Origin of the sequence: Vibrio profundi, assembly GCF_043642225.1 — a bacterium.
Taxonomy (GTDB): Bacteria; Pseudomonadota; Gammaproteobacteria; order Enterobacterales; family Vibrionaceae; genus Vibrio; species Vibrio profundi_A.
In genome coordinates this window covers 140,028-162,816 of record NZ_JBHZSF010000007.1, presented here as the reverse complement: position 1 = coordinate 162,816, position 22,789 = coordinate 140,028, and the positions used below count along the sequence as shown (strand labels likewise).

The following is a 22,789-nucleotide window of genomic DNA, read 5'->3' as shown; positions in this document are numbered from 1 at the left end:
TTAGAAGCTTAGTATATCGGCTCTAAACGGATAGATCGAGTAAGTCAATGCTGGTCTGTTGAGCTTAACAAGCCACCTCCAAGATTAATCACTGCCAAATAAATCTCGCGTATACACTTTACTCTCGACATCGGAAAGCTCTTCCACCATACGATTAGAGACAATGACATCAGATAGTTTTTTAAACTCAGTCAAGTCGGTATGCACCTTAGAATTAAAGAAATGCTCTTCTTTAAGGACTGGTTCATACACAATAACTTCAACACCTTTTGCTTTTAAGCGCTTCATAATACCTTGAATCGAAGACGCTCTAAAATTATCTGAGCCCGCTTTCATGATTAAACGATAAATACCGACTACTTTAGGTTTGCGCTTTAGAATCGATTCTGCAACGAAGTCTTTTCGAGTGCGGTTCGCATCCACAATCGCACCAACAATGTTATTTGGTACATTTTGGTAATTCGCTAGTAGTTGCTTAGTATCCTTCGGTAGGCAGTAGCCACCATAACCAAATGATGGGTTATTATAATGGTTACCAATACGAGGATCTAATCCAACACCTTCAATAATTTGACGAGAATCCAACCCGTGCGTTTCAGCGTAAGAATCAAGTTCATTGAAATATGCAACACGCATAGCGAGATAAGTATTAGAGAAGAGCTTAACCGCCTCCGCTTCCGTTGAGTTAGTAAACAACACATCAATGTCCGATTTTTCTGCACCTTGTACTAATAAATCAGCGAACACTTTAGCCCGCTCAGATTGCTCGCCAACAATGATTCTTGAAGGATACAAATTATCATAGAGCGCCTTCCCTTCACGCAAAAATTCGGGCGAGAAGATAATATTGTCGCAATGAAACTGCCGCTTCACTTTCTCTGTATAACCCACAGGAACCGTTGATTTAATAATCATGGTGGTTTCAGGGTTCACGCTCAATACATCCTTAATAACGGACTCAACAGAACTCGTGTTAAAGTAATTGGTATCAGGATCATAATCTGTTGGCGTAGCGATGATGACAAAGTCCGCATCTTTGTAAGTAGACTTATCGATCGTTGCCCTGAAATTCAATGACTTATTAGATAGAAAATATTCAATTTCTTCATCGGCAATAGGAGCTATGCCTTTGTTCAAAAGTTCGACTTTTTCTTCAACAATGTCTACGGCCACAACTGTATTATGTTGTGCTAATAACATCGCGTTTGAAAGCCCAACGTAACCTATACCTGCAACCGAAATCTTCATTAGCTCGCCTCGAAAATCATAGATTTATTGAATATCTTGGCCCAAACACCACACTCTTTCCGAAAAATTATTCCACTGGCTCAGGATATCTTTTCCTTGCTATACTCTTGCCAACTATACAATCAAATGAGTTAAGAAATTATGATCATCGTAACTGGTGGTGCTGGCATGATTGGCAGCAATATTGTTAAAGCACTCAATGAAGCTGGGCATAATGATATCCTAGTCGTAGATAACCTAAAAAACGGTAAAAAATTTAAAAACCTTGTCGACTTAGATATCACCGATTACATGGATCGTGATGATTTCTTAACCCAAGTAATGGCTGGCGACGATTTCGGCCCTATTGATGCTGTTTTCCATGAAGGAGCTTGCTCTGCGACTACGGAGTGGGATGGAAAGTATATGATGCTCAATAACTATGAGTACTCTAAAGAATTACTTCATTACTGCGTTGAACGCCAGATCCCTTTCTTATACGCCTCATCCGCTGCAACTTATGGTGAGACCGACACTTTTATCGAAGAAAAAGAATACGAAGGCGCACTGAATGTCTACGGCTATTCAAAACAACAGTTCGATAACTATGTTCGCCGACTACAAGAAGATGCAGCTGCGCACAATGAAACGCTCTCTCAAATCACAGGTTTCCGTTATTTTAATGTTTATGGGCCACGTGAAGAACATAAAGGCAGCATGGCCTCGGTCGCCTTTCACCTAAACAATCAAATGAACGCGGGAGAAAACCCAAAACTGTTCGCAGGCAGCGAAACATTCAAGCGTGATTTCATCTATGTCGGTGATGTCGCGGCAGTCAACTTATGGTTTCTAGAAAATGGCGTTTCCGGCATCTACAACCTAGGTACAGGTAACGCTGAATCTTTCGAAGAAGTCGCAAAAGCTGTGATTAAACACCACGGGAAAGGCTCTATCGAAACAATCCCATTCCCGGATCATTTGAAAGGTGCGTATCAAGAATTTACTCAGGCAGACTTAACCAAGCTTCGTGCAACAGGTTGTGATTACCAGTTTAAAACCGTTGCTGAAGGTGTCGCGGAATATATGACCCATCAAAATAAATAAGTCCTGAATCAGCATAGGGTAAGAAGTTTTTCTTACCCTCACCCTTCTCATCTCTATGACTGTGACCTTATGAGCAACAAGCGCGACGATTACGACCCAAATGCATACAACCCTAGGTTTGAAGCAAGTTTTTTAGCACCGAAATATTGGGGAACTTGGTTAACCGTCTTGCTTGGCATCCCTTTTGTGTTCTTACCGCATAAACTTAAGCTTTGGTTGAGCAAAAGGCTTGTCAAACTGGCATTAAAGAAACCAAGCCGCACCATCAATAACGCTTGGATAAACTTGGGGTTATGCTTTCCACATAAGATTAACTCAGAAAGAGAAGCTCTTCTCGAAGATACGCTACTAACCGCTATCATGTTTCTTCTAAACTTTTCTTCGTTAACACTAAGAAGCCAAAGCTGGTTGTTAAACAATACGAAGATAGAAGGTTTAGAGCATATACAATCAACGCTGGATAGTGGAAGCCAAGCTATTTTGCTCGTACCTCACTCTTGGGGGATTGATATTCCCGCGGTGTATTTGGCGTCAATGGGTCTGCCAGTATCGGCAATGGCAAAAAAACAAAAGAACCCTGTAATGGATTGGCTAATGCATAGGCAGCGAGTTCAATATGGTGGCCGGGTCTACGAAAGAGATAATGGCATCAAACCATTCATTAAATCAGTGCGCGATGGTTATCTAGGCTATTACCTTCCAGACCAAGATCATGGGCGAGAGCACAGCATCTTTGTTGATTTTTTTGACAGACCAAAAGCGACATTACCCGGTCTGGGCAAGCTATCAAAAGTGAGTCGTGCAAAAATAATCCCAGTATTTTCAAGCTACGATGCTCATGAGAACAAATTTAGCATCACTGTTTATCCCGCTTGGGAACAATACCCAACCAACAGTGAAGCAGATGATACTCAACGAATGAACAATTTTATCGAATCGGCTGTAAACGAAAAACCAGAGCAATATATGTGGATCTTGAAGTTTTTCCATACCCAAAAAGACGTCACACAAAATCACCCATACAATGAGCCTAGCCTATGGCACAAGAGCTACAAAAAATGAAAAAGATTCTAATTATTGGGCCTTCTTGGGTAGGAGATATGGTGATGTCACAGTCACTCTACATCACCTTAAAACAACAACACCCTAACGCGCAGATCGACGTGATGGCGCCAGGGTGGTGTAAACCTATTCTCGATCGTATGCCAGAAGTCAATCAAGCGATTGATATGCCTATTGGTCATGGTGAGTTTAACTTACTTGGTCGTCGAGCGATCGGTAAATCCCTCCGTGAAGCACAATATGATCAAGCTTTCATTTGTCCTAACTCAGCTAAATCGGCGTTGATTCCTTGGTTTGCGAATATACCCAAGCGCACGGGCTGGAAAGGTGAGATGCGTTACGGTTTATTGAATGACCTTCGCCCAAACAAAAAATCATTCCAATACATGGTTGAGCGCTACGTTGCACTTGCTCATTCAAAAACAGAGATGGTCGATTCTAGCTCTTTAGGTGGCTTAGAGCAGCTACCGAGACCTGCTCTCACTATTCTCAAAAATGAGCAGTTAAAAACCACAGAGAAGTTTCAGCTTACTTTAGATACTGCAATCACAGGCCTTTGCCCAGGAGCTGAATTTGGGCCAGCTAAAAAATGGCCGGAAACGCATTATGCAGAAGTTGCCACTTCGATGGGTAAAGCAGGCAAGCAAGTTTGGTTATTTGGATCTCAAAAGGATCTTGAAACATGTAACAATATTAAGGCTCTTGTTCCGGAAGAATTACAATCAAAAATCCATGTACTGGCTGGACAAACTAGTCTAATTGAGGCAGTAGACCTGCTTGGCGCTTGCCAAACTGTGGTTGCGAACGATTCAGGCTTAATGCACGTTGCTGCTGCCGTTGGGTGTAACGTTGTTGCAGTGTACGGCTCAACATCACCCAAATATACACCGCCTTTAGCCGAAAGGGTTGAAATCGTCCACACTGATATCGACTGCCGCCCCTGCTTCCGACGTGAATGTGAATTTAAACACCTAAAATGTTTAACGGAGCTATCGCCGACACAAGTCATCAATAGTATCCACAAATTAGAAGCCATATCGGTGAGCACATGTTAATTCGGTTTTTCTACACGCTGATTCTTACGCTTGCTGCTCCTATACTGCTATTAGGCTTGTACAAGAGTAAGCCTAATAAGCCCAAATTTGGCAAACGTTGGAAAGAACACTTTGGTATTACACCTAAATTAACATCAAACCAACGCCCAATTTGGATTCATGCGGTTTCTGTTGGTGAAAGTATTGCTTCAATACCTTTGATTAAAAAACTCAAGAAACAATACCCAGACCAAATGATTGTGGTTACAACCACAACTAGCACGGGAGCTGAGCAAATAAACAAACTCGGTGATCTTATTGAGCATCGCTATATGCCTCTTGATTTCCCTTTTGCAGTGCGCGGCTTTTTAAAAGCGATAAACCCTAGCAAGATGCTGATTATCGAAACTGAGCTCTGGCCCAATACGCTACATAATGTTCATCGCCACAATGTTCCAATTTATGTGGTAAACGCGCGCTTGTCTGAAAAATCAATGAAAGGCTACGCCAAGGTTAAGTGGTTTTTTAGAGAAATAGAGGCATCAATTACCAAGTTTTTGTGTCAATCTGAATCTGACAGACAGCACTTTTCGCAACTTGACGTACCAGATCACAAACTGGTTGTGACCGGTTCTATCAAATTTGATATTAACATCACTCCAGCGATCATTAAAAGTGGGACAGAGCTTAGACAAAAATTAGGAACAGACAGACCAGTTTGGATCGCAGCAAGCACTCACCAAGGAGAAGATGAAAAAATTCTCGCTAGCCATCACGAAATCTTGCAGATCCTACCAAATGCTTTGCTCATTTTAGTACCACGTCATCCAGAGCGCTTCGATAGCGTAGCTAACTTATCAAAAGAGCTTGGCTTTGACACTCAACGAAGAAGTACTGTTCAAGGCCATTTGAAGAGTCCAACTCAAGTTTATATCGGCGATACGATGGGTGAAATGTTGACACTCATTGGGGCTAGCGATGTTTGTTTTATGGCCGGGAGCTTGATCGGAAATAAAGTCGGTGGACACAACGTGCTGGAACCTATTGCTTTGAACGTCCCAGTAATATCGGGTCCAAGTTACTTCAACTTTAAAGCTATTGTCGACGATATGCAGTCAAAAAACATCATCGATATTACCGAAGCATGCCAACTATCAAATACCGTTCTTAAGCGTTTTGAATCCAACAACTCAGAATTATTTAGTGATTTTATCCAGAATTACCTACATTCGACAGAAAAAACAATGAAAGCTATTCAATAATGGGACAGATGAGCACAGCCTATTTTGTCATTTCAGTTTTTGTCATTGCGATTATTGCGTTAATAGTAAAATACCAAAATAAGCCCGAAAAGGTGTTTGGTATTGTTCTTCTTGTTCTATATGCCACCCAAACTGTCTCGACAGAACAAGTAATCGATAGTATTTCAAACCCTGGAATTTTGACGTTAGTACTGCTTATAATCTGCTCCTTTTCTTTGGAAAAAACTTCTCTTCTACGAAAAGTTGCTCAGTTCGTTATCAGGCCTGGCTATAATTCTACGTGGGTTAGGCTGTTCTCAGTTACCGCTCTGTCGTCTGCATTTCTAAACAACACAGCTATCGTATCCACTTTAATCGCTCCAATACGAGCGAATACTATACATCCAGCTAGTAAGCTGTTGCTTCCTCTTTCCTACACCGCAATTCTAGGTGGAACATTAACTCTTATAGGCACCTCTACAAATTTAATCGTCAACAGTATGGTATTAGAGGCTGGACTGCCTAGCCTATCATTTTTCGATTTTTCTCTAATTGGGGGCATCGTTATTGTGGGATGTGGACTTACCTTGTTCATTCTTGGTCACTGGCTTCCGAGCAATATGGAACATACAGCCACTCAAGCTCAATATTTTATCGATGCAAAGGTAAGTACAGGCTCCTCTTTAGTTGGAAAGAGCATTCAGCGTAATGGTTTACGTAATCTACATTCGTTGTTTTTAGTCGAGATACACCGAAATGGAAGAACAATATCTCCAGTCTCACCGAATGAGTTAATACAGGAGAATGATCGCCTATTGTTCAGTGGTGACATTCGTAAGGTTACCCAACTCACCCAGTTCCCAGGCTTGGCGCTATTTACTCACAAAGAAGAAAAATTATGTCATGACTTAAAAGAAGTTGTCTTGCGTCCAGAAAGTAGTTTAGTAAGCAAGAGATTAAAAGACGTTGGCTTTCGCGCTCTCTTCAACGCGGCAGTCGTTGCAATCCGCCGAGATGGCCATACCGTATCAGGGAAACTCGGTGAAATAGCATTGAAAGCTGGAGACTATTTAGTACTAGCCGTGGGAGACGACTACGACAAGCGTAATAACATCACAAAAAACTTCATTCAACTTCAAGAACTAAAAGCAGACCGACTCCTAAAAGGGCCTCAAGAAGCCATTGCCGTTCTTGGTTTTGTTAGTGCCATCATCCTTGCCGCATTTGAGTTTAGCCCGCTACTAAATAACCTTATACTCTTGTTTGGTGCACTCTTACTAAGTGGAGCGTTAAAAACAAATGAGGTTATTCGTCGACTTCCAGTACAAATATGGTTAGTAATTTCATCTGCTCTTCTTTTATCACAAGCTTTAGCAAATACTACCGCTATCGATCTACTACGGGATGTTATTGCTGAGCAAGCTAAATTTATGACGCCACTATCTGGGCTAATCATGATTTACGTTATCACATGGCTGTTAACTGAGTCAGTGACCAATAATGCAGCAGCGGCACTAGTATTCCCTATTGCCTATGCTCTCGCTATTAGCTTGGATGGTAATTTGCATAGCTATATTCTAGCCGTTGCATTTGGTGCAAGTGCAAGCTTTATAAGCCCATATGGGTATCAAACCAATTTAATGGTTTACAATGCTGGCCAATATTGTATCAAAGACTATATAAAAATAGGGGTACCCATGAGTATCGTATATAGCAGTTTAGTACTGGCTGCAATTACGACTATTTATGGCGTTTAACCCTTCATAGGATTAAAGAGAGACCGGAATGAAACTTTCTCCACAACGAATGACTCACCTAAAGCAATTAGAAGCTGAATCAATCCATATCATGCGCGAGGTTGCAGCTGAATTTGATAACCCTGTGATGTTGTACTCGGTCGGCAAGGATTCCTCCGTGATGCTTCATCTTGCACAAAAAGCCTTTGCTCCAGGGATTCCCCCCTTTCCTCTCATGCATGTAGATACGACTTGGAAATTCAAAGAAATGATTGAATTTCGTGATTACATGGCCAAAAAACTTGGAATGAAACTAATCGTACATCAAAACCCTGAAGGGCTAGCAATGAATATCAGTCCATTTGTACATGGAAGCTCTAAACATACTGATATCATGAAAACGCAAGGTCTGAAGCAAGCTTTAGACCAGCAAGGTTTTGATGCTGCATTTGGTGGGGCTCGTCGAGACGAAGAAAAGTCTCGCGCAAAAGAACGAGTATATTCATTCCGAGATGAACACCACCGTTGGGATCCTAAAAACCAGCGTCCAGAACTGTGGAATATATACAACGGTAAAGTGAACAAAGGTGAGAGCATTCGCGTATTCCCGCTATCTAACTGGACCGAGTTAGATATTTGGCAATACATCTATCTAGAGAATATTGAAATTCCTAGTCTCTACTTTGCCAAAGAACGTCCAGTAGTAAAACGTGATGGAATGTTGATCATGAAAGACGATGACCGTATGGAACTGCGTAAAGGTGAAAAAGTGGAGCAACGTATGGTTCGCTTTCGCACATTAGGTTGTTACCCGTTAACAGGAGCCGTTGAGTCTCAGGCAACTACATTACCAGAGATCATTCAGGAAATGCTTCTTACAACAACTTCTGAACGCCAAGGTCGAGCAATTGACCATGACAGCTCCGGATCAATGGAGAAAAAGAAACGTGAGGGATACTTCTAAGCATGGCATCACCTTACAAAAATATACAGAATGAATCTGTAGGCGAAAATGTAGTTTGGCACAACACTAGCGTTACCCATGAAATGCGTATTGGACTAAAACAGCAAACACCTGTTGTACTGTGGTTTACGGGGTTGAGTGGCTCAGGAAAGTCAACCGTTGCGAATGCAGTTGAAAGGAAGCTTTTAGCTTTGAGAAAACACAGTTATCTTTTAGATGGCGATAATGTGCGACATGGCCTAAATAAAGACCTAGGGTTTAGCGATAAAGATCGCGTTGAAAACATTCGTCGCATAGGTGAAGTAGCGAAGCTTTTTGTTGACGCTGGTAACATTGTCTTAACTGCTTTTATCTCACCATTTATTTCAGATAGAGAACATGTTAGACAATTACTACAACCTAGCGAGTTCTTAGAAGTATTTGTTGACACCCCTCTCGAGACCTGTGAACAGAGAGATCCGAAAGGGCTTTATAAAAAGGCTCGCTCTGGAGAGATAAAACATTTTACTGGCATCGACTCTGACTACCAGCCACCTCGAAATCCAGACATTCATATCAAGACGGCAGAATTATCAGTAGAAGCGTGTGCAAACCAAGTCGTACAAGCTCTTGTTGAAAAAGAATACATTTAAAAGGAAGTCATTATGTCTCATAGCTCCGAGCTTATCGCAGAAGACATTGAAGCGTACCTAAACGTACATGAAAACAAAGACCTGCTCCGTTTTTTAACTTGTGGCAACGTTGACGATGGTAAATCAACATTAATTGGTCGCCTACTTTATGACAGCAAGTTGATCTATGAAGACCAAATGGCGGCAATCGAGAAAGATTCACAGAAGTTCAATACAACAGGCGAAGCGTTCGACTTGGCGCTGTTAGTCGATGGCTTACAATCTGAGCGAGAACAAGGTATTACTATTGACGTAGCTTACCGTTATTTTTCGACAGACAAGCGTAAGTTCATTATTGCGGATACTCCAGGACATGAGCAGTATACTCGTAATATGGTGACAGGTGCCTCAACTTGCGACTTAGCGATTGTAATGGTTGATGCACGCCATGGGATCCAGACGCAAACACGACGCCACAGCTACATTTGTAGCTTACTCGGCATTCAGCATATTGTCGTTGCTATCAACAAAATGGATCTGATGGACTTCAGTCAGGATGTATATCAAAAGATAGAATCTGATTATCGTGAGATGGCTAAAAGCTTTAACATCAAAGATATTCGCTTTGTACCGATTTCAGCACTCAAAGGTGACAATGTTGTAACCCCTAGTGAAAATATGGATTGGTACACAGGGTCTACACTAATGACGCTGCTAGAAACAGTGAAGATCGATCAAGATATAAACACTGAAGAAGTGCGTTTTCCAGTACAATATGTGAACCGCCCGAATCTAGACTTCCGTGGATTTTGTGGAACACTCGCCTCAGGTATTGTTCGCGTGGGTGATGAAATTACCGCACTACCATCCCAAAAAGCCTCCCGAATCAAATCGATATTTACCTTCGATGGAGAGCTGAAAGAAGCTGCGCCTGGCCAAGCCATTACAATCACACTTGAAGATGAAATAGATGTTTCGCGTGGAGATATGCTTGTAAACTCTACTCATATCCCTGACGTTGTTGACAACTATCAAGCATATATAGTCTGGATGGGTGAGTCTTCGATGCAAACACATCAAGAGTATTTATTCAAGTTCGCGACCAAAACCAGCACAGGTAAAGTCTCGACAGTTGAACACAAAGTAGATGTTAACTCTCTGGCACAGCATGCTTCAAATAGTACTAGCCTAGAGTTAAATGAGATCGCATTAGCATCCATAAAACTGACTGATAAAATAGCGATGGACGAGTACCAACACTTACCTCAAACTGGCTCATTTATCGTAATTGATCGTATTAGCAACGTGACTGTAGGAGCTGGTATGGTGTCTTCAGTGAACCAAGAAAACACCGAAGAAAATCACCGCGTATACAGTGATGCTGAGAAAGAGCTGAACGCCTATATACGTAAACATTTCCCTGAATGGGGATGTGCTCTGATTAACTGAACGCAAGGTTAATCTTAAAAAAGTTCACATGCGATCCTCATGTATATTAAAGACATTGCACGTACATAAAAAAGTAAAGTTGTGTGCTATTTATTGGTAGTCACAACTTTATCTACTAGCGATTCTCCGATGCATCATTACTTCCAAAACTCTGAAACCGGATCATCGCAGTCACGAATTAGACCTGCCAAGTAAAGGATAAATAATGAACCTGTTTTTAGTAACCTCACCATTTCAATACATTTGTGCAGAAGAAGCTCTCAATACGTACAAAACAGAAGATAATGTCTTACTATTAGTAAACCAAGCCTCTGAACCTGGCATTACTCAAGAGAAAAAACTAGTCACTCGCGAAAAGTGGCAACATATCATTGAAATACCAAGAACAAATAGAAGTGAGCATGTTCCAAAATCCATAAAGAAAATAAAATCCATTTTACAAAAAAATACTCTAGAACATTTCTTCCATGCAGAATATAGCGCTTGGAGAACAAAGTTAATCACCAAAAACTTACCCATAAATAAAGAGGTATATTTTGATGATGGCACCCTTACTATTAATGAGTATGAGGAGTTAATTAGGCCAAGAACTCCATATTTCCGCCCTCGATTTTTACAAGATATTAAAGTAAGATTTTACGGTTGCCAACCAATTGGTAAGTTAGAGCAAAGCTCTAATTTAGAGCTATTTACGATTTTCAACATCAAAGACAGCGAACATAAAGTGGTAAAGAATGATCTTTCCATATTAAAAGAAAGATTCACAATAAGAAATCTATACAATGAGTCCTCGCCAATAGGTTTTATTGGGCAAGGTGCTATTGGACATAAAAGAAGAAAAACGATTGAACAATATATTTCTGAACTTGAATTTTTCATTAATAAACATGGAAAGGAAATAATTTATTTCCCTCACCGTACTGAATCTGAAGAGTTAAAAGTTAGAATTAGCCAATTAAAGGGAGTTAAATACCACTATAGCTCACTTCCACTAGAGGCTGAGCTGCTCGCGGAAAACATTCAACTATCCGGCTTAGTTGGTATTACATCTACCGTACAATTTACTTCGAAAATTCTTTTCCCAGAGATGCCTATCTATAACTTGAACTCAAAAAATAAAGTTCAAGACCTAACTGAACAAAATCAGCTCAGACGAGAAAGAATTCGTGAATGCTTTTTAGCTTTGGGAATTTCAGATATCACAATATAAACACTTCAAGCCCTGAACATCGTTCAGGGCTTATTAACTTATTAACTTATTAAAGAAACATATTCAGAGTCACTGGCGTGCCACGTGAAATGTTTTCTTTGACTTCTTTACCCATTATTTCATCGTAAAGTTTAGGCGCTAACCCGAAACCAGGACGAATACTACGGACATTTTCTGGGGTTATCTTTTCCCCTGCTTTGATATCTTTCACTACGTAAAGCGAGCGACGGAACTTTACATTTCCTTTTTCCGCTTCTGTTCGCTCATAGTTAACTTGACCAAGCGCTTGCCATGCCGTCTTAGTGTCTTTACATAGAGCTTCTAACTCCTGCGGTTCCAAAGAGAAGCTATCGTCTGGCCCACCACCATTTCGATCAAGTGTCACGTGCTTTTCAATCAAACATGCACCTAAAGCAACTGAGGCAACTGCCGTCGCATTATCAATGGTGTGATCAGACAAACCTGACAGAACATCAAATCGTGTCTGCATGTCTTTAATAGTTCTCAAATTGTATTGTTCTGCAGGAGCTGGATATCCACTCACGCAATGAAGAACAACTAACTCTTTACAGCCATTTTCTTTTGCAACAGTTATCGCTTCATGAATCTCTTCGTCATTCGCCATACCAGTTGACATAATCATCGGTTTACCGGTCTTAGCTACTCTCGCAATCAAAGCATGATCTACTAACTCGAACGAGGCAATCTTATATGCAGGTGCATTCAACTCTTCAAGTAGATCAACAGCTGTAAAATCAAACGGTGAACTAAAGATCGTAATACCGAGCTCTTTTGCCTTTTTAAATAATGGCTCATGCCACTCCCAAGGCATATGAGCTCCTTTATACAACTCATATAACGTCTGGCCATCCCATAGGCCTCCATGAATTTGAAACTCTTCAGAGTTACAATCCATGGTAATCGTATCATGCGTATACGTTTGAAGCTTAATTGCATCTGCACCGGATTTCTTCGCTTCTTCCATAATTTGAAAGGCACGATTAATATCACCGTTATGATTAGCTGATAATTCGGCAATAATGTATGGTGGAAAATTCGGACCTATTTGGCGTCCTTCGATAGTAATAGATGAAGTCATTTTGCCTCACTCAACAGGTTGTCTGATGTAAGTTTGTTCTGCAACTTTCTGGTAGCCTACTTTCTGAAAAAGCCTTTGGGAAGCTAGGTTCTCTCTTAGGATCGTTGCATGTATCGTAATGTCAGGGTGTATAGCATCAATAATAGCTAGTGCTCTTGACGCAATGCCTTGCCCATGACGAGTAGGGTCGACAAAAATCGAAATTAAGTAGTGATTAGTACGCACTCTATCTAACCGAACTGCTCCAATCTTCATTCCACTAAGTCGATCAGTTACCAAGTAAAAGTAGTCAGTGACTGAACTCAGTTTCTCAGCCATCCATACCCGATGCTCATTACGTGTGGGAACGGCTGGTCTAAGTGCATACTTTCTGGTTTCAGGATGACACTGCCACTCATAAACTAAAGAAATATCATCGTGAGAGGCATATACTAGTGAAACATGATCTGTCTTGTTACTAAATAGATAATCAAGTTCCAATACGACCCTCTTCACTCCACGACCGTCACATAAAGCAAGGTTACTCGACTTAAACGAGTCCCATTGAGTGAGGATCTCCTGATATGCTTCAAGTATTCGACTTGGAATGTCCTCAAGGTTAACCTGAATGGTCGCATTATTATTGACTAATTGCTCACATATCATTTTTTGATTGTCCGCTAAAGGTACAACGATGTTGGGTAAACCAAGACATGCCCGTTCCCAGCTTGTCGTACCTGGAGCTCCAATAGCAACATCATGCTTTAACATTAAGCTAGCCATAGCACGAATAAATTCAATATGTTCAACCCTCTCCCTTCTAGAACACCACTCTTTTACCTTCTCGAAATGAGGGGAACTTGGGGGTAAGAGGACTGTAAAGTCAGCATCTACATTAGCATATAATGCTTTTAGGACCTTTAGTGTCGCATTAGGTGAGTCAACACCACCCATTGAGATCAGTATCTTAGGTATACCAGTTGTTAGCTCTCTAGATACTGCAGCCTCTCTTTTATTTGCAAAGTCTCGCTTCAATAACGCATATTCACAACCCACTAACACTCGCCCACTTGATTCTACATAATCTGATTCGGAACGGCCGAGTGTTTGGTCTAAAATTAAGTCAGCCTGATGGCACCTAGCTAAGTCATCAATAGCAACTAAACGGCATTGAAGAGCTTTAATAATTTGACTTTGCCACTCTTTGCCAATTGCATAATGATCCGTTATAACCAAATCAGCAGACACTACATTAAGAATAAAATCTTTTGCATCCTCATCCACACTCTTTTGAAGCCATGCAGTATAGTCTGTGTCATGAGTCGGAGTAAGTTCACTTTGTGGTGGTGAAAGACTAATAACGTCGAAGCCACGCTCTGTAATAAATGGGCGCATATCGCCATATAATGTCAAACAAGCAAAAAGGACCTGATGTCCGTTCCGTTTAAGCTCATCCGCTAGAACTAAGCAACGCATAACGTGGCCGCTGCCAATTAAACGTGAAGCATCAACTCGAAATACAATCTTCATAGCTAACCTTGTGCTGCTAACTAGTGAGTTTCAAAAAGGTAAATAGCAGTTCAGCCAGATCCCAGTCTTCTTGTGTATCAATATCCTGAACGCGGCTGCGAGGCAAAATTACAGCCTTAGAGTGAGGAGAAAAGATAGATAACTTGTCTAAGAATGCTGCTGTTTGTCCCCAATAAAACTGCCCAGCATCATGATAACCTTCCTCAAGTTCTTGTGATCTAACCAGTTCATTTTCAGGTGAAAACATCGACACCGAGCCTTGTTCATCAAGCTTTATTGCGCGCTGAATTGGAAACGGAAATGACGTAGCACTAAATGCAAATTGCACTGAAGTATCACAAATTAGCTCGTAACCTTTCTGAAGGTCTGCAGGTAAAACAAACGGCGCAGTTGCATATAAGCAACAGACGGCTTCTACGTGCCAACCTTCACTTTTACACCAACGAATAGCATGCTCCATCACATCCATCGTGGTCGCATAATCATCAGAAATATCTGTAGGGCGCAAAAATGGCACTTCCGCACCATATTTTTTAGCGACTTCTGCAATCTCTGAATCGTCCGTAGAAACTATGACTTTGTCAAAGCACCCTGATGCTTTAGCAGCTTCTATCGAATAAGCGATCATCGGCTTACCGTGAAATGGTTTAATATTCTTTCTCGGTATACGTTTACTGCCACCACGAGCGGGGATGATTGCAATTTTCATTAGTGCCTCTGCAGAATATCAATCAAGGTGTTAACTACTGTATCTTGCTGTACCTCAGTCATTCCATGGAACATAGGAAGTGAGATAGCTTCACGGTAGTAACGTTCAGATTCGGGAAAATCTCCTTCGGCAAAGCCCATATCTTGATAGTAAGGCTGGGTATGAACCGGGATATAGTGAAGGTTAACACCGATACCGTGCTCACGTAGTGTATCAAATATCTGTTTATGACTTAGTTCAACCTTGTCTAAGCTCAAGCGAATGACGAACAAATGCAAACCAGAGTATGTCTCAGGTAACTGATACGGCAACACTAACGGTAAGTCAGCCAGCTTTTCATTATAACGTTTAGAAAGTTTATGGCGCGCAGAAACAAATTCATCAAGGCGCTTCATTTGACTAACACCAAGTGCTGCTTGTAACTCGGTCATCCTATAATTAAAACCTAAATCAACTTGCTGATAGTACCAGCCGCCATGAGAGCCACCACGCATTAACTCAGGATCACGAGTAATGCCATGGCTCCGTAGCAATGCCATCTTATCAGCTAGGTCCTTGTTATTGGTCAGTGCTGCACCACCTTCAGCTGTCGTAACAATTTTGACAGGATGAAAGCTAAACACGGTTATATCCGAGTGTTCGCAATTCCCGATCGGCTGGTCTTGATATCGGCCGCCAATAGCATGTGAAGCATCTTCAATAAGTTTAAAGCCATATTCCTTAGCCAATTTACCAATTGCAACCATGTCACATGGTTGGCCACACAAATGTACTGGCACAACCACTTTTGGAAGCCTACCTTCAGCTTTTGCTTTAACCAGCTTTTCTTCTAGACGTTTAGGGCACATATTGTAGGTATCTGGATCGATATCAACGAAGTCGACCTTAGAGCCACAATATAAACCACAATTTGCAGATGCTACAAAGGTGATAGGGGAAGTCCAAAGCCAATCATCCTTACCTAAACCTAAAGCAAGACAAGCAATGTGTAATGCCGATGTCGCGCTGTTCACTGCCAACGCATAATTAGCACCAGTATGATCCATAAGGGCTTGCTCAAACGCAGGCACCTGAGGACCCTGAGTCAAAAAATCCGACTTCAAAACCTCAAGAACACTATCAACATCTTGTTGATTAATATCTTGTTTACCGTAAGGAATCATTGTTTATCTCACACTGTAAAAGTAGGATCTACGTGTTCTTTGATTAATTCACGCAAGCCTTCAACTGTTTCCCATTCAGTGTTGGTACCTGAATTGTACTTGAACCCAAATGGAACTTTCTCAGCTTTGTGGTGTTCAATATACTCACTCTCTAAATAAGTAAATGATACCGAAGGTAAAATTGCGTAATACTTACCTAAATCGATAGTATTCAGTGAGTCAGTATCAGTAATCATCTCTTCGTGCAGTTTCTCACCAGGGCGAATACCAACAACTTTTGTAGCCACGCCAGGTGCAATCGCTTCTGCAATATCTAGAATCTTATAAGATGGGATTTTTGGAACAAAAATTTCACCGCCTAAGTGATTCTCCAAGGCATACATGACCATATTAACGCCATCTTGAAGCGAAATGTTAAAGCGAGTCATCTCTTCGTGAGTAATCGGTAAAACACCTTCTTCCTTTTTCTTCATGAAAAATGGAATTACAGATCCTCGAGAGCCCATTACATTACCGTAACGGACAACACTAAAACGAATGTCTTTTGAACCTTTAATGTTATTTGCTGCCGCGAAAAGTTTGTCCGATGCTAACTTAGTAGCACCATACAAGTTTATAGGAGCACATGCTTTATCTGTTGAAAGCGCAACCACATCTTTAACACCACATTGCAATGCGGCATGGATGACATTCTCAGCGCCATCTACGTTAGTTCGAATACATTCGGTTGGGTTATATTCTGCAGTATCCACCTGTTTGATTGCAGCAGCATGAATGATGACATCTACTCCTTCACAGGCTTGCACCATACGTTGTTGGTCACGAACATCACCAATAAAAAAGCGTAGCTGAGGGTAATCTTTCGCAGGGTATGTCTGCTTAATTTCAAACTGTTTCAATTCGTCACGAGAAAAGATAATGATCTTTTTAACATTCTGATAACGCTCTAAAATTGTTTTAATAAATTGCTTACCAAATGAACCTGTGCCACCAGTAATTAAGACGGTTTTGTTGTTTAACATGCTTTCACCGTTTGTATATGATTGTGGTTTGTCATCGATTATCGTAAGGCAACCGATGACGGCAGTAATGCCTTTGTAGTACCCTAATTATACCTATACTGTAACAGTTTGGTAATGCTTTGTTTTAAAGCTAGATTGCATTCATTCTTCTAAGCCATTCTGGCATCTCAAAAACTTACTATGGTTATAATATGAACTTATACTTGGTGACATCCCCTTTCCAACTATTGTGCGCGATTGAGGCAAAACAAGAGTATAAAACGAAAGAAAATATTTTACTCCTTCGAGAAGAACGAGCTGATAGCGCGGCAGCACAAATGCGCCTACTTCTAAACAGAGATGAGTGGGATCACATTATTTTTCTTGGTCGTAGGAGTAAAATTTGGGAAGCTAGAAAGTTACAAAGCAAACTCAAGAGAATCAATCCTTCTCTCAGCTTTAACTATATGTTTTATGCAGACTACTCAGCTTGGCGCACCAATGTTCTTCTAAACAACGTTTCCGTTAAGCGTGAGGTCATGTTTGATGATGGTATCGGTACTGTTCGAGAGTTCAATGACAAAATACAGCCTAGAGCTGTTGTATCGAGAAACAAAGCCAGTCGAGACTTTCTTCTTAAACTGGTCGGTCTCAAACCAGCTAGAAAAATTTACCCACGTGATAACTTTTCATTCTTTACCTTCTTTGAGCTACCAAATTCAGAATTTCCCTTGAGAATCAACAGACTAAGACAAATAAGAAATCGCCTGAGTACTTCAAACTGCTTCTCCTCAACAGCTCCTATTGGTTTTATTGGTCAAGGCATGGTTGCAACCAAGGGCATAAAGTTGGACTACTATGTTAATATGCTAAAGGAGCTAATCGCAGAAAACGGCAAACCTCTAATTTACTTCCCTCACCGCACAGAAGAAAACTTTGTCAAAGAGAAGCTAGAAACTATTGAAGGTTTGACTTATCACCAATCGAAGCTCCCACTAGAGCTAGAAATATCCCAAGAAAGTCTTAAAATTTCAAAGATCTATGGAATATCATCAACAGCCAGCGTTAGCTTAGGGGTACTGTACCCAGAAATCGAGATTATCGACCTTTCTATTCCTATTAAACACTATGAGCTGGAAGCCTATGGTAAGAATTTCCATTTCGTCGCCAAACAACTCAGATTACAAAGCATTGAATTAGAGTAAGTTAGCGATATAAAGTGAACAGTTTGCAATCGACGTCAAAGTCCTTTTTTCACAAGTTAATTTAGGTTAATTATTCACGAATAAAGCTAGAGAAGGCTTACCGTCACGCAGAGAGATTGGTGACTTTATAACCCGAATTACAGTATTATATAAACGGTCAAAATATCTATGAAGGATTTACATGCCAAGTTCCGTCGACTCCAAACTTAAGCTATCTGAGCTGCTCTCTTTAACCAAGACTATGCAAGCGCTCCGCCTTGCCGAAATCAATGAGCGTTTAGAAAAGCTAACAGCTCAACAACGAATCGCTTGGGCTTTGGAAAACCTCGAGGGGCAACATGTGGTTTCATCTAGCTTTGGTATTCAATCTTCGGTCATGTTGCATCTAGTAATCCAACAAAGCCCGAATATTCCCGTCATATTGACGGATACTGGATACCTGTTTCCAGAAACCTATCGTTTTATCGAAAAGCTAACGCAGCAACTCTCATTAAACTTAAAGGTTTATCGCGCTCAAGAGAGCAGTGCCAATCAAGAAGCTCGATATGGTAAATTGTGGGAACAAGGTATTGAAGGTATTCAAAAGTATAACAAGATAAACAAAGTGGAGCCCATGCGCCGCGCTCTCCACGAATTAAATGTTAGAACATGGTTCTCGGGGTTGCGCCGCGACCAGTCAAAGTCACGAACTAACTTACCTATATTGTCTATTCAAAATGGCGTATTTAAGTTCTTACCAATCATTGAGTGGACCAATGATGACGTCCACAACTATCTGGAAGAGAATCAATTATCTTATCACCCCTTATATAAAGAAGGTTACTTATCTGTGGGTGATACCCATACCACTAAGAAATGGGAGCCAGGAATGAGCGAAGAAGAAACACGTTTCTTTGGTTTAAAGAGAGAGTGTGGACTGCACGAAAATGATACCACTGAGTATAATGAACTAACGATATAACCACTTCATTCAATAGTATTGCGCACTCATATTAATCAACCTGATATTTCTAAATTAATTAGCTGAAAAGTTGTAAGAGTAGGTGGGAATTTCATCACCCTTTCATTCTCAACTATTCCTCTTAATGTAGACATACATGGGCAGCACTGCTTAAATATTTTTTACACTTTCAAGGTAGAGCTCTCACAGAAGGTCACAACAAAATCGGTTACTTTTTGTGAATGAGGCTCTCTTTATTTATTTTGTATGAGCGAATTTCATGAAACCTTGGCTTCTAAATAAAACTTACATCATTGCTGAATTATCGGCCAATCATAACAACGACTTAGAGCGAGCAAAGCAAACTATTGTCGCAATGGCACAAGCCGGTGCTGACGCAGTAAAAGTCCAGACGTACCGTCCGGAATCTCTTTGTCTCAATATTGACAATGAGTATTTTGGTGAACGAAAAGCAGGGTTGTGGAAAGGCCAACGCTTATGGGATATTTACAAAGGTGCATCACTTCCATATGAATGGCACAAGCCTTTGCAGGAAGTCGCCGAACAACATAACTTAGACTTTTTTTCTAGCCCTTTCGATCTAGAAGGTGTGGATTTTCTAGAAACATTAAATGTGCCTTATTATAAAATTGCCTCATTCGAAATCACTCATATCCCACTTATTGAAAAAGTAGCTAAAACGGGAAAACCGATTATTATATCGACTGGTGTTGCAGATGATGATGATATTCAACTAGCGCTAAATACATGCCGAAATGCAGGAAATGAAAACGTGGCGCTTTTAAAGTGTACTTCACAATACCCAGCAACTATCGAGCAAGCTAATTTGAGCATGATTCCTGAAATGAGAGCTCGCTTCAGTGTACCTATTGGCTTATCAGATCATACCATGGGTTCATTAGTACCAACTGTGGCAGTAAGTCTTGGAGCTCAAATAGTAGAGAAGCACTTTATTCTAGACAGAAATGACGGTGGTGCAGATTCTGCTTTCTCAATGGAGCCCCATGAGTTCTCACAGATGGTAACGAACATCCGTCAAGCTGAAGCAAGCCTTGGTGGTATCAACTACCAAGTCTCAGATAGCGATAAACTGCGCCGTCGTTCAATTTTCTTTACCACCGATATTCCAAAGGGAACAACTATCACTACTCAACATATACGTGTTTTACGTAATGGTAGTGGTGCACACCCAAAAATTTATGATGATCTCATCGGTAAAACATTGACCGCAGATGTCGATATAGGCCAGCCTGTCAAACCCGAACTGTTTCAAGATAGCTAATTTAATCGGTTTTATTGGTAACACATCAAATATTGGTGTTGGATTTTATAGTGATGTAAGCCAACACCAGAATTTTCCCATAATCAGAAGTAATAAGGTAATTTTTGATGAAGCTCGCAATCATCCCCGCCAGAGGGGGAAGTGTTCGCATCCCCAACAAAAATATACGAGAGTTTTGTGGAAAACCTATGATTGCATGGTCAATCGAAGCAGCTATCCAATCAAACCTGTTCGATAAGGTTATCGTATCTACAGATTCAGATCAGATTGCCAAAATCGCGGAAGAATATGGAGCGATAGTACCTTTTCGCAGACCCAAAGAACTCTCAGATGAATATGCTACCACTCGACAAGTAGTCCAGCATGCCATTCATTGGATGTCTGAGCATAACTCAACTCCCGAATATGTTTGCTGCCTCTATGCTACAGCCCCTTTCGTAACTCCCAGTAATCTGTCTTTGGCATATCAACAACTAATTGATAGCAGAAGAAACTTTTGTTTTAGTGTCGCCAACTTTCCATATCCTATTCAAAGGGCAATGCTCACAAATAAAAATGGTGATATAGAAATGATACATCCAGAGCACCGCTACACTCGGTCCCAAGATCTTATAGAAACATTCCATGATGCTGGCCAATTTTACTGGGGGAAAACACAGGCTTTCGTAGATAACCTTCCAACATTTTCCGAACACTCAACACCGTTTCCTTTAGAAAGGCACCAGGTTCAAGATATAGACACTGAAGAAGATTGGAAGTTTGCAGAACTCTTGTTCATTGCACATACAACAAAATGACGGATAAAGAATGAAATTAGCGATACGTGTTGATACAGGAACTCATATTGGTAGCGGACACTTAATGCGCTGCTTCACGTTAGCGAAAGTGTGTTTAAAAATGAATATTGACGTTGTTTTTATTTCAAGACAACATCCTGGGCACCAACTCAACCTACTCCCTCATGACTTACCATTACTACCATTAAAGGAGCTACCTTTATCCGAAAGCTCTGACGGACCACTCCCACATAGCCACTGGCTTGGATGTTCAGAGCTAGTCGATGCAGAAGCCACAATTCAAGCTCTATTACAAATTGACTTTATCCCAGATATATTTTTAGTAGATCATTACGCGCTATCTGGCGAGTGGGAAAGCCAAGTGCAAGATCAGTTTCAGTGCCAGATAATTGCCATTGATGGGCTACTCGATCGCCCTCATCAGTGTCAGTATTTAATTAACCCAACTCTCACAAAACATGATTATGTCCCTGGAGTAAAACACTTATTAGAAGGACCTAAATATTTACCTTTGCGGGATGAATTTCGAATGAAGTCGTCGCCTAAAATACGACAAAGCTTAAACAACTATCTAATTTGCTTTGGTGGAGTCGACAAAGACAACTGGACACTTCAAACATACTTAGTATTACAAAAACAGCTAAAACAGGCACAAAACACCCAGATCAACATTGTTGTTGGAGGGGGTTATCTATACCTAGACAGCCTCAAAGATCACTGTAGTAAGCACTCTACAACAAACTTATATATACAGACCACCGAAATGGCGAGCTTAATGGAAAGTGCAGATATTATGATAGGTGCAGGGGGCACTATCGCTTGGGAGCGCTGTGCTTTGGGCTTACCCGCTATTTGCTGGGCAACAGCTGATAACCAAATAGTTCAAAATAAGAGACTTGAACAAGAGGGAGCTATTGTTTATCTAGGCGAATCTCAAGACACATTAAACAAAGATCTAACTATAACGTTAGACGCTCTTACCAAAGATAAAAGCTTAATAAAAAAGATGTCTATTAATTCAGCAAAGCTAATGCACAATTGGCCAGAGCAAAGTCTATGGTTAAGAGACCTGAAAAATCGTCTCAGCTCATAAGTAATTAAAAATAGTTAACAAAAATGTAGAATAGCTCATTGCATACTAAGCCCTGTGCAATGAGCATACTCAGCTTAGTAGATGCCTATTATTGTTTAGCAAAATACTCAACAATAGCAGCTGGGGTGTTGAGCTCTTCTACCAGTTCGTCTGGTACCTGATGTCCTGTCTTTTGCTCTAACTCTACAAATAGGTTGAACATATCCAAACTATCAAAGCCAGCTTCTTTAAAGGTTACATCTAAAGATAAGCCACCAACATCTGACATAGCACCTGATTCACCAAGTGCTACTTTAATCATTTCTAAATCTACCATCATTACTTCCAATATA

Annotated in this window: 21 protein-coding genes; 14 read left to right on the top strand and 7 right to left on the bottom strand. The window is 40.7% G+C overall.

Annotation, left to right across the window (positions count from 1 at the left end):
* Window positions 1-84: 84 nt before the first annotated feature.
* Entirely contained in the window at window positions 85-1,248 is a 1,164-nt protein-coding gene (locus ACHUFI_RS12990) for a nucleotide sugar dehydrogenase (protein WP_394249736.1), read from the bottom strand.
* Between the two features lie 141 nt (window positions 1,249-1,389).
* Here ACHUFI_RS12990 and rfaD point away from each other — a divergent pair, with 141 nt between their 5' ends.
* The 9 genes from rfaD (at window position 1,390) to ACHUFI_RS12945 (ending at window position 11,638) form a co-directional block, all read left to right on the top strand.
* Window positions 1,390-2,331: an ADP-glyceromanno-heptose 6-epimerase gene (gene rfaD / locus ACHUFI_RS12985; protein WP_394249734.1), complete on the top strand. Its 942-nt coding sequence runs from the start codon at window positions 1,390-1,392 to the stop codon at window positions 2,329-2,331.
* A gap of 69 nt (window positions 2,332-2,400) precedes the next feature.
* A complete protein-coding gene (gene lpxM / locus ACHUFI_RS12980) occupies window positions 2,401-3,393 on the top strand; it encodes a lauroyl-Kdo(2)-lipid IV(A) myristoyltransferase (RefSeq protein ID WP_394249732.1) in 993 nt (330 codons plus the stop codon).
* Window positions 3,390-4,448, top strand: coding sequence for a lipopolysaccharide heptosyltransferase II (gene waaF / locus ACHUFI_RS12975; protein WP_394249730.1), 1,059 nt, complete (start codon window positions 3,390-3,392; stop codon window positions 4,446-4,448). Before lpxM ends, waaF begins: the two co-directional genes overlap by 4 nt.
* Entirely contained in the window at window positions 4,442-5,689 is a 1,248-nt protein-coding gene (gene waaA / locus ACHUFI_RS12970) for a lipid IV(A) 3-deoxy-D-manno-octulosonic acid transferase (protein WP_394249728.1), read from the top strand. The genes waaF and waaA overlap by 7 nt, the downstream gene beginning before the upstream one ends.
* A complete protein-coding gene (locus ACHUFI_RS12965; RefSeq protein ID WP_394249726.1) occupies window positions 5,689-7,425 on the top strand; it encodes an SLC13 family permease in 1,737 nt (578 codons plus the stop codon). The genes waaA and ACHUFI_RS12965 overlap by 1 nt, the downstream gene beginning before the upstream one ends.
* A 28-nt stretch (window positions 7,426-7,453) precedes the next feature.
* A complete protein-coding gene (cysD, locus tag ACHUFI_RS12960; RefSeq protein WP_394249724.1) occupies window positions 7,454-8,368 on the top strand; it encodes a sulfate adenylyltransferase subunit CysD in 915 nt (304 codons plus the stop codon).
* A 2-nt stretch (window positions 8,369-8,370) separates the two neighbouring features.
* Window positions 8,371-9,000 carry an adenylyl-sulfate kinase gene (gene cysC, locus ACHUFI_RS12955; protein WP_394249722.1) on the top strand — a complete coding sequence of 210 codons (630 nt, stop codon included), beginning with the start codon at window positions 8,371-8,373 and terminating at the stop codon, window positions 8,998-9,000.
* A gap of 12 nt (window positions 9,001-9,012) precedes the next feature.
* Window positions 9,013-10,428 carry a sulfate adenylyltransferase subunit CysN gene (gene cysN / locus ACHUFI_RS12950; RefSeq protein WP_394249720.1) on the top strand — a complete coding sequence of 472 codons (1,416 nt, stop codon included), beginning with the start codon at window positions 9,013-9,015 and terminating at the stop codon, window positions 10,426-10,428.
* 205 nt (window positions 10,429-10,633) lie between these two features.
* Entirely contained in the window at window positions 10,634-11,638 is a 1,005-nt protein-coding gene (locus tag ACHUFI_RS12945; RefSeq protein WP_394249718.1) for a polysialyltransferase family glycosyltransferase, read from the top strand.
* Window positions 11,639-11,687: 49 nt separating this feature from the next.
* Here the strand turns inward: ACHUFI_RS12945 and pseI (ACHUFI_RS12940) are convergent, their stop codons facing one another.
* Genes pseI (ACHUFI_RS12940) through pseB form a run of 5 tightly spaced genes read right to left on the bottom strand, consistent with a single transcriptional unit; the run spans window position 11,688 to window position 17,140 of the window.
* On the bottom strand, window positions 11,688-12,737 hold the full coding sequence (pseI, locus tag ACHUFI_RS12940) for a pseudaminic acid synthase (RefSeq protein ID WP_394249716.1): 1,050 nt from the start codon (window positions 12,735-12,737) through the stop codon (window positions 11,688-11,690).
* 6 nt (window positions 12,738-12,743) lie between these two features.
* On the bottom strand, window positions 12,744-14,246 hold the full coding sequence (gene pseG, locus ACHUFI_RS12935; protein WP_394249714.1) for a UDP-2,4-diacetamido-2,4,6-trideoxy-beta-L-altropyranose hydrolase: 1,503 nt from the start codon (window positions 14,244-14,246) through the stop codon (window positions 12,744-12,746).
* 16 nt (window positions 14,247-14,262) lie between these two features.
* Complete coding sequence (pseF, locus tag ACHUFI_RS12930) at window positions 14,263-14,955, bottom strand: pseudaminic acid cytidylyltransferase (RefSeq protein ID WP_394249712.1); 693 nt, start codon at window positions 14,953-14,955, stop codon at window positions 14,263-14,265.
* Complete coding sequence (gene pseC / locus ACHUFI_RS12925) at window positions 14,955-16,118, bottom strand: UDP-4-amino-4,6-dideoxy-N-acetyl-beta-L-altrosamine transaminase (protein ID WP_394249710.1); 1,164 nt, start codon at window positions 16,116-16,118, stop codon at window positions 14,955-14,957. The genes pseF (ACHUFI_RS12930) and pseC overlap by 1 nt, the downstream gene beginning before the upstream one ends.
* Window positions 16,119-16,126: 8 nt before the next feature.
* Complete coding sequence (pseB, locus tag ACHUFI_RS12920; protein WP_394249708.1) at window positions 16,127-17,140, bottom strand: UDP-N-acetylglucosamine 4,6-dehydratase (inverting); 1,014 nt, start codon at window positions 17,138-17,140, stop codon at window positions 16,127-16,129.
* 191 nt (window positions 17,141-17,331) lie between these two features.
* Here pseB and ACHUFI_RS12915 point away from each other — a divergent pair, with 191 nt between their 5' ends.
* The 5 genes from ACHUFI_RS12915 (at window position 17,332) to pseG (ACHUFI_RS12895) (ending at window position 22,457) form a co-directional block, all read left to right on the top strand.
* Complete coding sequence (locus ACHUFI_RS12915) at window positions 17,332-18,324, top strand: hypothetical protein (protein ID WP_394249706.1); 993 nt, start codon at window positions 17,332-17,334, stop codon at window positions 18,322-18,324.
* 181 nt (window positions 18,325-18,505) lie between these two features.
* Window positions 18,506-19,285, top strand: a complete 780-nt coding sequence (locus tag ACHUFI_RS12910; RefSeq protein ID WP_394249704.1) for a phosphoadenylyl-sulfate reductase — start codon at window positions 18,506-18,508, stop codon at window positions 19,283-19,285.
* A gap of 259 nt (window positions 19,286-19,544) precedes the next feature.
* The gene (gene pseI / locus ACHUFI_RS12905) at window positions 19,545-20,567 is read left to right on the top strand and encodes a pseudaminic acid synthase (protein ID WP_394249702.1); all 1,023 of its coding nucleotides are present in this window, start codon (window positions 19,545-19,547) and stop codon (window positions 20,565-20,567) included.
* A 107-nt stretch (window positions 20,568-20,674) separates the two neighbouring features.
* Entirely contained in the window at window positions 20,675-21,364 is a 690-nt protein-coding gene (gene pseF / locus ACHUFI_RS12900) for a pseudaminic acid cytidylyltransferase (protein WP_394249700.1), read from the top strand.
* A 10-nt stretch (window positions 21,365-21,374) separates the two neighbouring features.
* A complete protein-coding gene (gene pseG / locus ACHUFI_RS12895; protein WP_394249698.1) occupies window positions 21,375-22,457 on the top strand; it encodes a UDP-2,4-diacetamido-2,4,6-trideoxy-beta-L-altropyranose hydrolase in 1,083 nt (360 codons plus the stop codon).
* An 88-nt stretch (window positions 22,458-22,545) separates the two neighbouring features.
* Here the strand turns inward: pseG (ACHUFI_RS12895) and ACHUFI_RS12890 are convergent, their stop codons facing one another.
* Window positions 22,546-22,776, bottom strand: coding sequence for an acyl carrier protein (locus ACHUFI_RS12890; protein WP_394249696.1), 231 nt, complete (start codon window positions 22,774-22,776; stop codon window positions 22,546-22,548).
* Window positions 22,777-22,789 lie beyond the last annotated feature (13 nt).

What these genes read in the sequence shown, in the direction of transcription:
- ACHUFI_RS12990 (WP_394249736.1), bottom strand. Translation starts at nt 1,248, where the DNA reads ATGAAGATTTCGGTTGCAGGTATAGGTTACGTTGGGCTTTCAAACGCG.
- rfaD (WP_394249734.1), top strand. Translation starts at nt 1,390, where the DNA reads ATGATCATCGTAACTGGTGGTGCTGGCATGATTGGCAGCAATATTGTT.
- lpxM (WP_394249732.1), top strand. Translation starts at nt 2,401, where the DNA reads ATGAGCAACAAGCGCGACGATTACGACCCAAATGCATACAACCCTAGG.
- waaF (WP_394249730.1), top strand. Translation starts at nt 3,390, where the DNA reads ATGAAAAAGATTCTAATTATTGGGCCTTCTTGGGTAGGAGATATGGTG.
- waaA (WP_394249728.1), top strand. Translation starts at nt 4,442, where the DNA reads ATGTTAATTCGGTTTTTCTACACGCTGATTCTTACGCTTGCTGCTCCT.
- ACHUFI_RS12965 (WP_394249726.1), top strand. Translation starts at nt 5,689, where the DNA reads ATGGGACAGATGAGCACAGCCTATTTTGTCATTTCAGTTTTTGTCATT.
- cysD (WP_394249724.1), top strand. Translation starts at nt 7,454, where the DNA reads ATGAAACTTTCTCCACAACGAATGACTCACCTAAAGCAATTAGAAGCT.
- cysC (WP_394249722.1), top strand. Translation starts at nt 8,371, where the DNA reads ATGGCATCACCTTACAAAAATATACAGAATGAATCTGTAGGCGAAAAT.
- cysN (WP_394249720.1), top strand. Translation starts at nt 9,013, where the DNA reads ATGTCTCATAGCTCCGAGCTTATCGCAGAAGACATTGAAGCGTACCTA.
- ACHUFI_RS12945 (WP_394249718.1), top strand. Translation starts at nt 10,634, where the DNA reads ATGAACCTGTTTTTAGTAACCTCACCATTTCAATACATTTGTGCAGAA.
- pseI (WP_394249716.1), bottom strand. Translation starts at nt 12,737, where the DNA reads ATGACTTCATCTATTACTATCGAAGGACGCCAAATAGGTCCGAATTTT.
- pseG (WP_394249714.1), bottom strand. Translation starts at nt 14,246, where the DNA reads ATGAAGATTGTATTTCGAGTTGATGCTTCACGTTTAATTGGCAGCGGC.
- pseF (WP_394249712.1), bottom strand. Translation starts at nt 14,955, where the DNA reads ATGAAAATTGCAATCATCCCCGCTCGTGGTGGCAGTAAACGTATACCG.
- pseC (WP_394249710.1), bottom strand. Translation starts at nt 16,118, where the DNA reads ATGATTCCTTACGGTAAACAAGATATTAATCAACAAGATGTTGATAGT.
- pseB (WP_394249708.1), bottom strand. Translation starts at nt 17,140, where the DNA reads ATGTTAAACAACAAAACCGTCTTAATTACTGGTGGCACAGGTTCATTT.
- ACHUFI_RS12915 (WP_394249706.1), top strand. Translation starts at nt 17,332, where the DNA reads ATGAACTTATACTTGGTGACATCCCCTTTCCAACTATTGTGCGCGATT.
- ACHUFI_RS12910 (WP_394249704.1), top strand. Translation starts at nt 18,506, where the DNA reads ATGCCAAGTTCCGTCGACTCCAAACTTAAGCTATCTGAGCTGCTCTCT.
- pseI (WP_394249702.1), top strand. Translation starts at nt 19,545, where the DNA reads ATGAAACCTTGGCTTCTAAATAAAACTTACATCATTGCTGAATTATCG.
- pseF (WP_394249700.1), top strand. Translation starts at nt 20,675, where the DNA reads ATGAAGCTCGCAATCATCCCCGCCAGAGGGGGAAGTGTTCGCATCCCC.
- pseG (WP_394249698.1), top strand. Translation starts at nt 21,375, where the DNA reads ATGAAATTAGCGATACGTGTTGATACAGGAACTCATATTGGTAGCGGA.
- ACHUFI_RS12890 (WP_394249696.1), bottom strand. Translation starts at nt 22,776, where the DNA reads ATGATGGTAGATTTAGAAATGATTAAAGTAGCACTTGGTGAATCAGGT.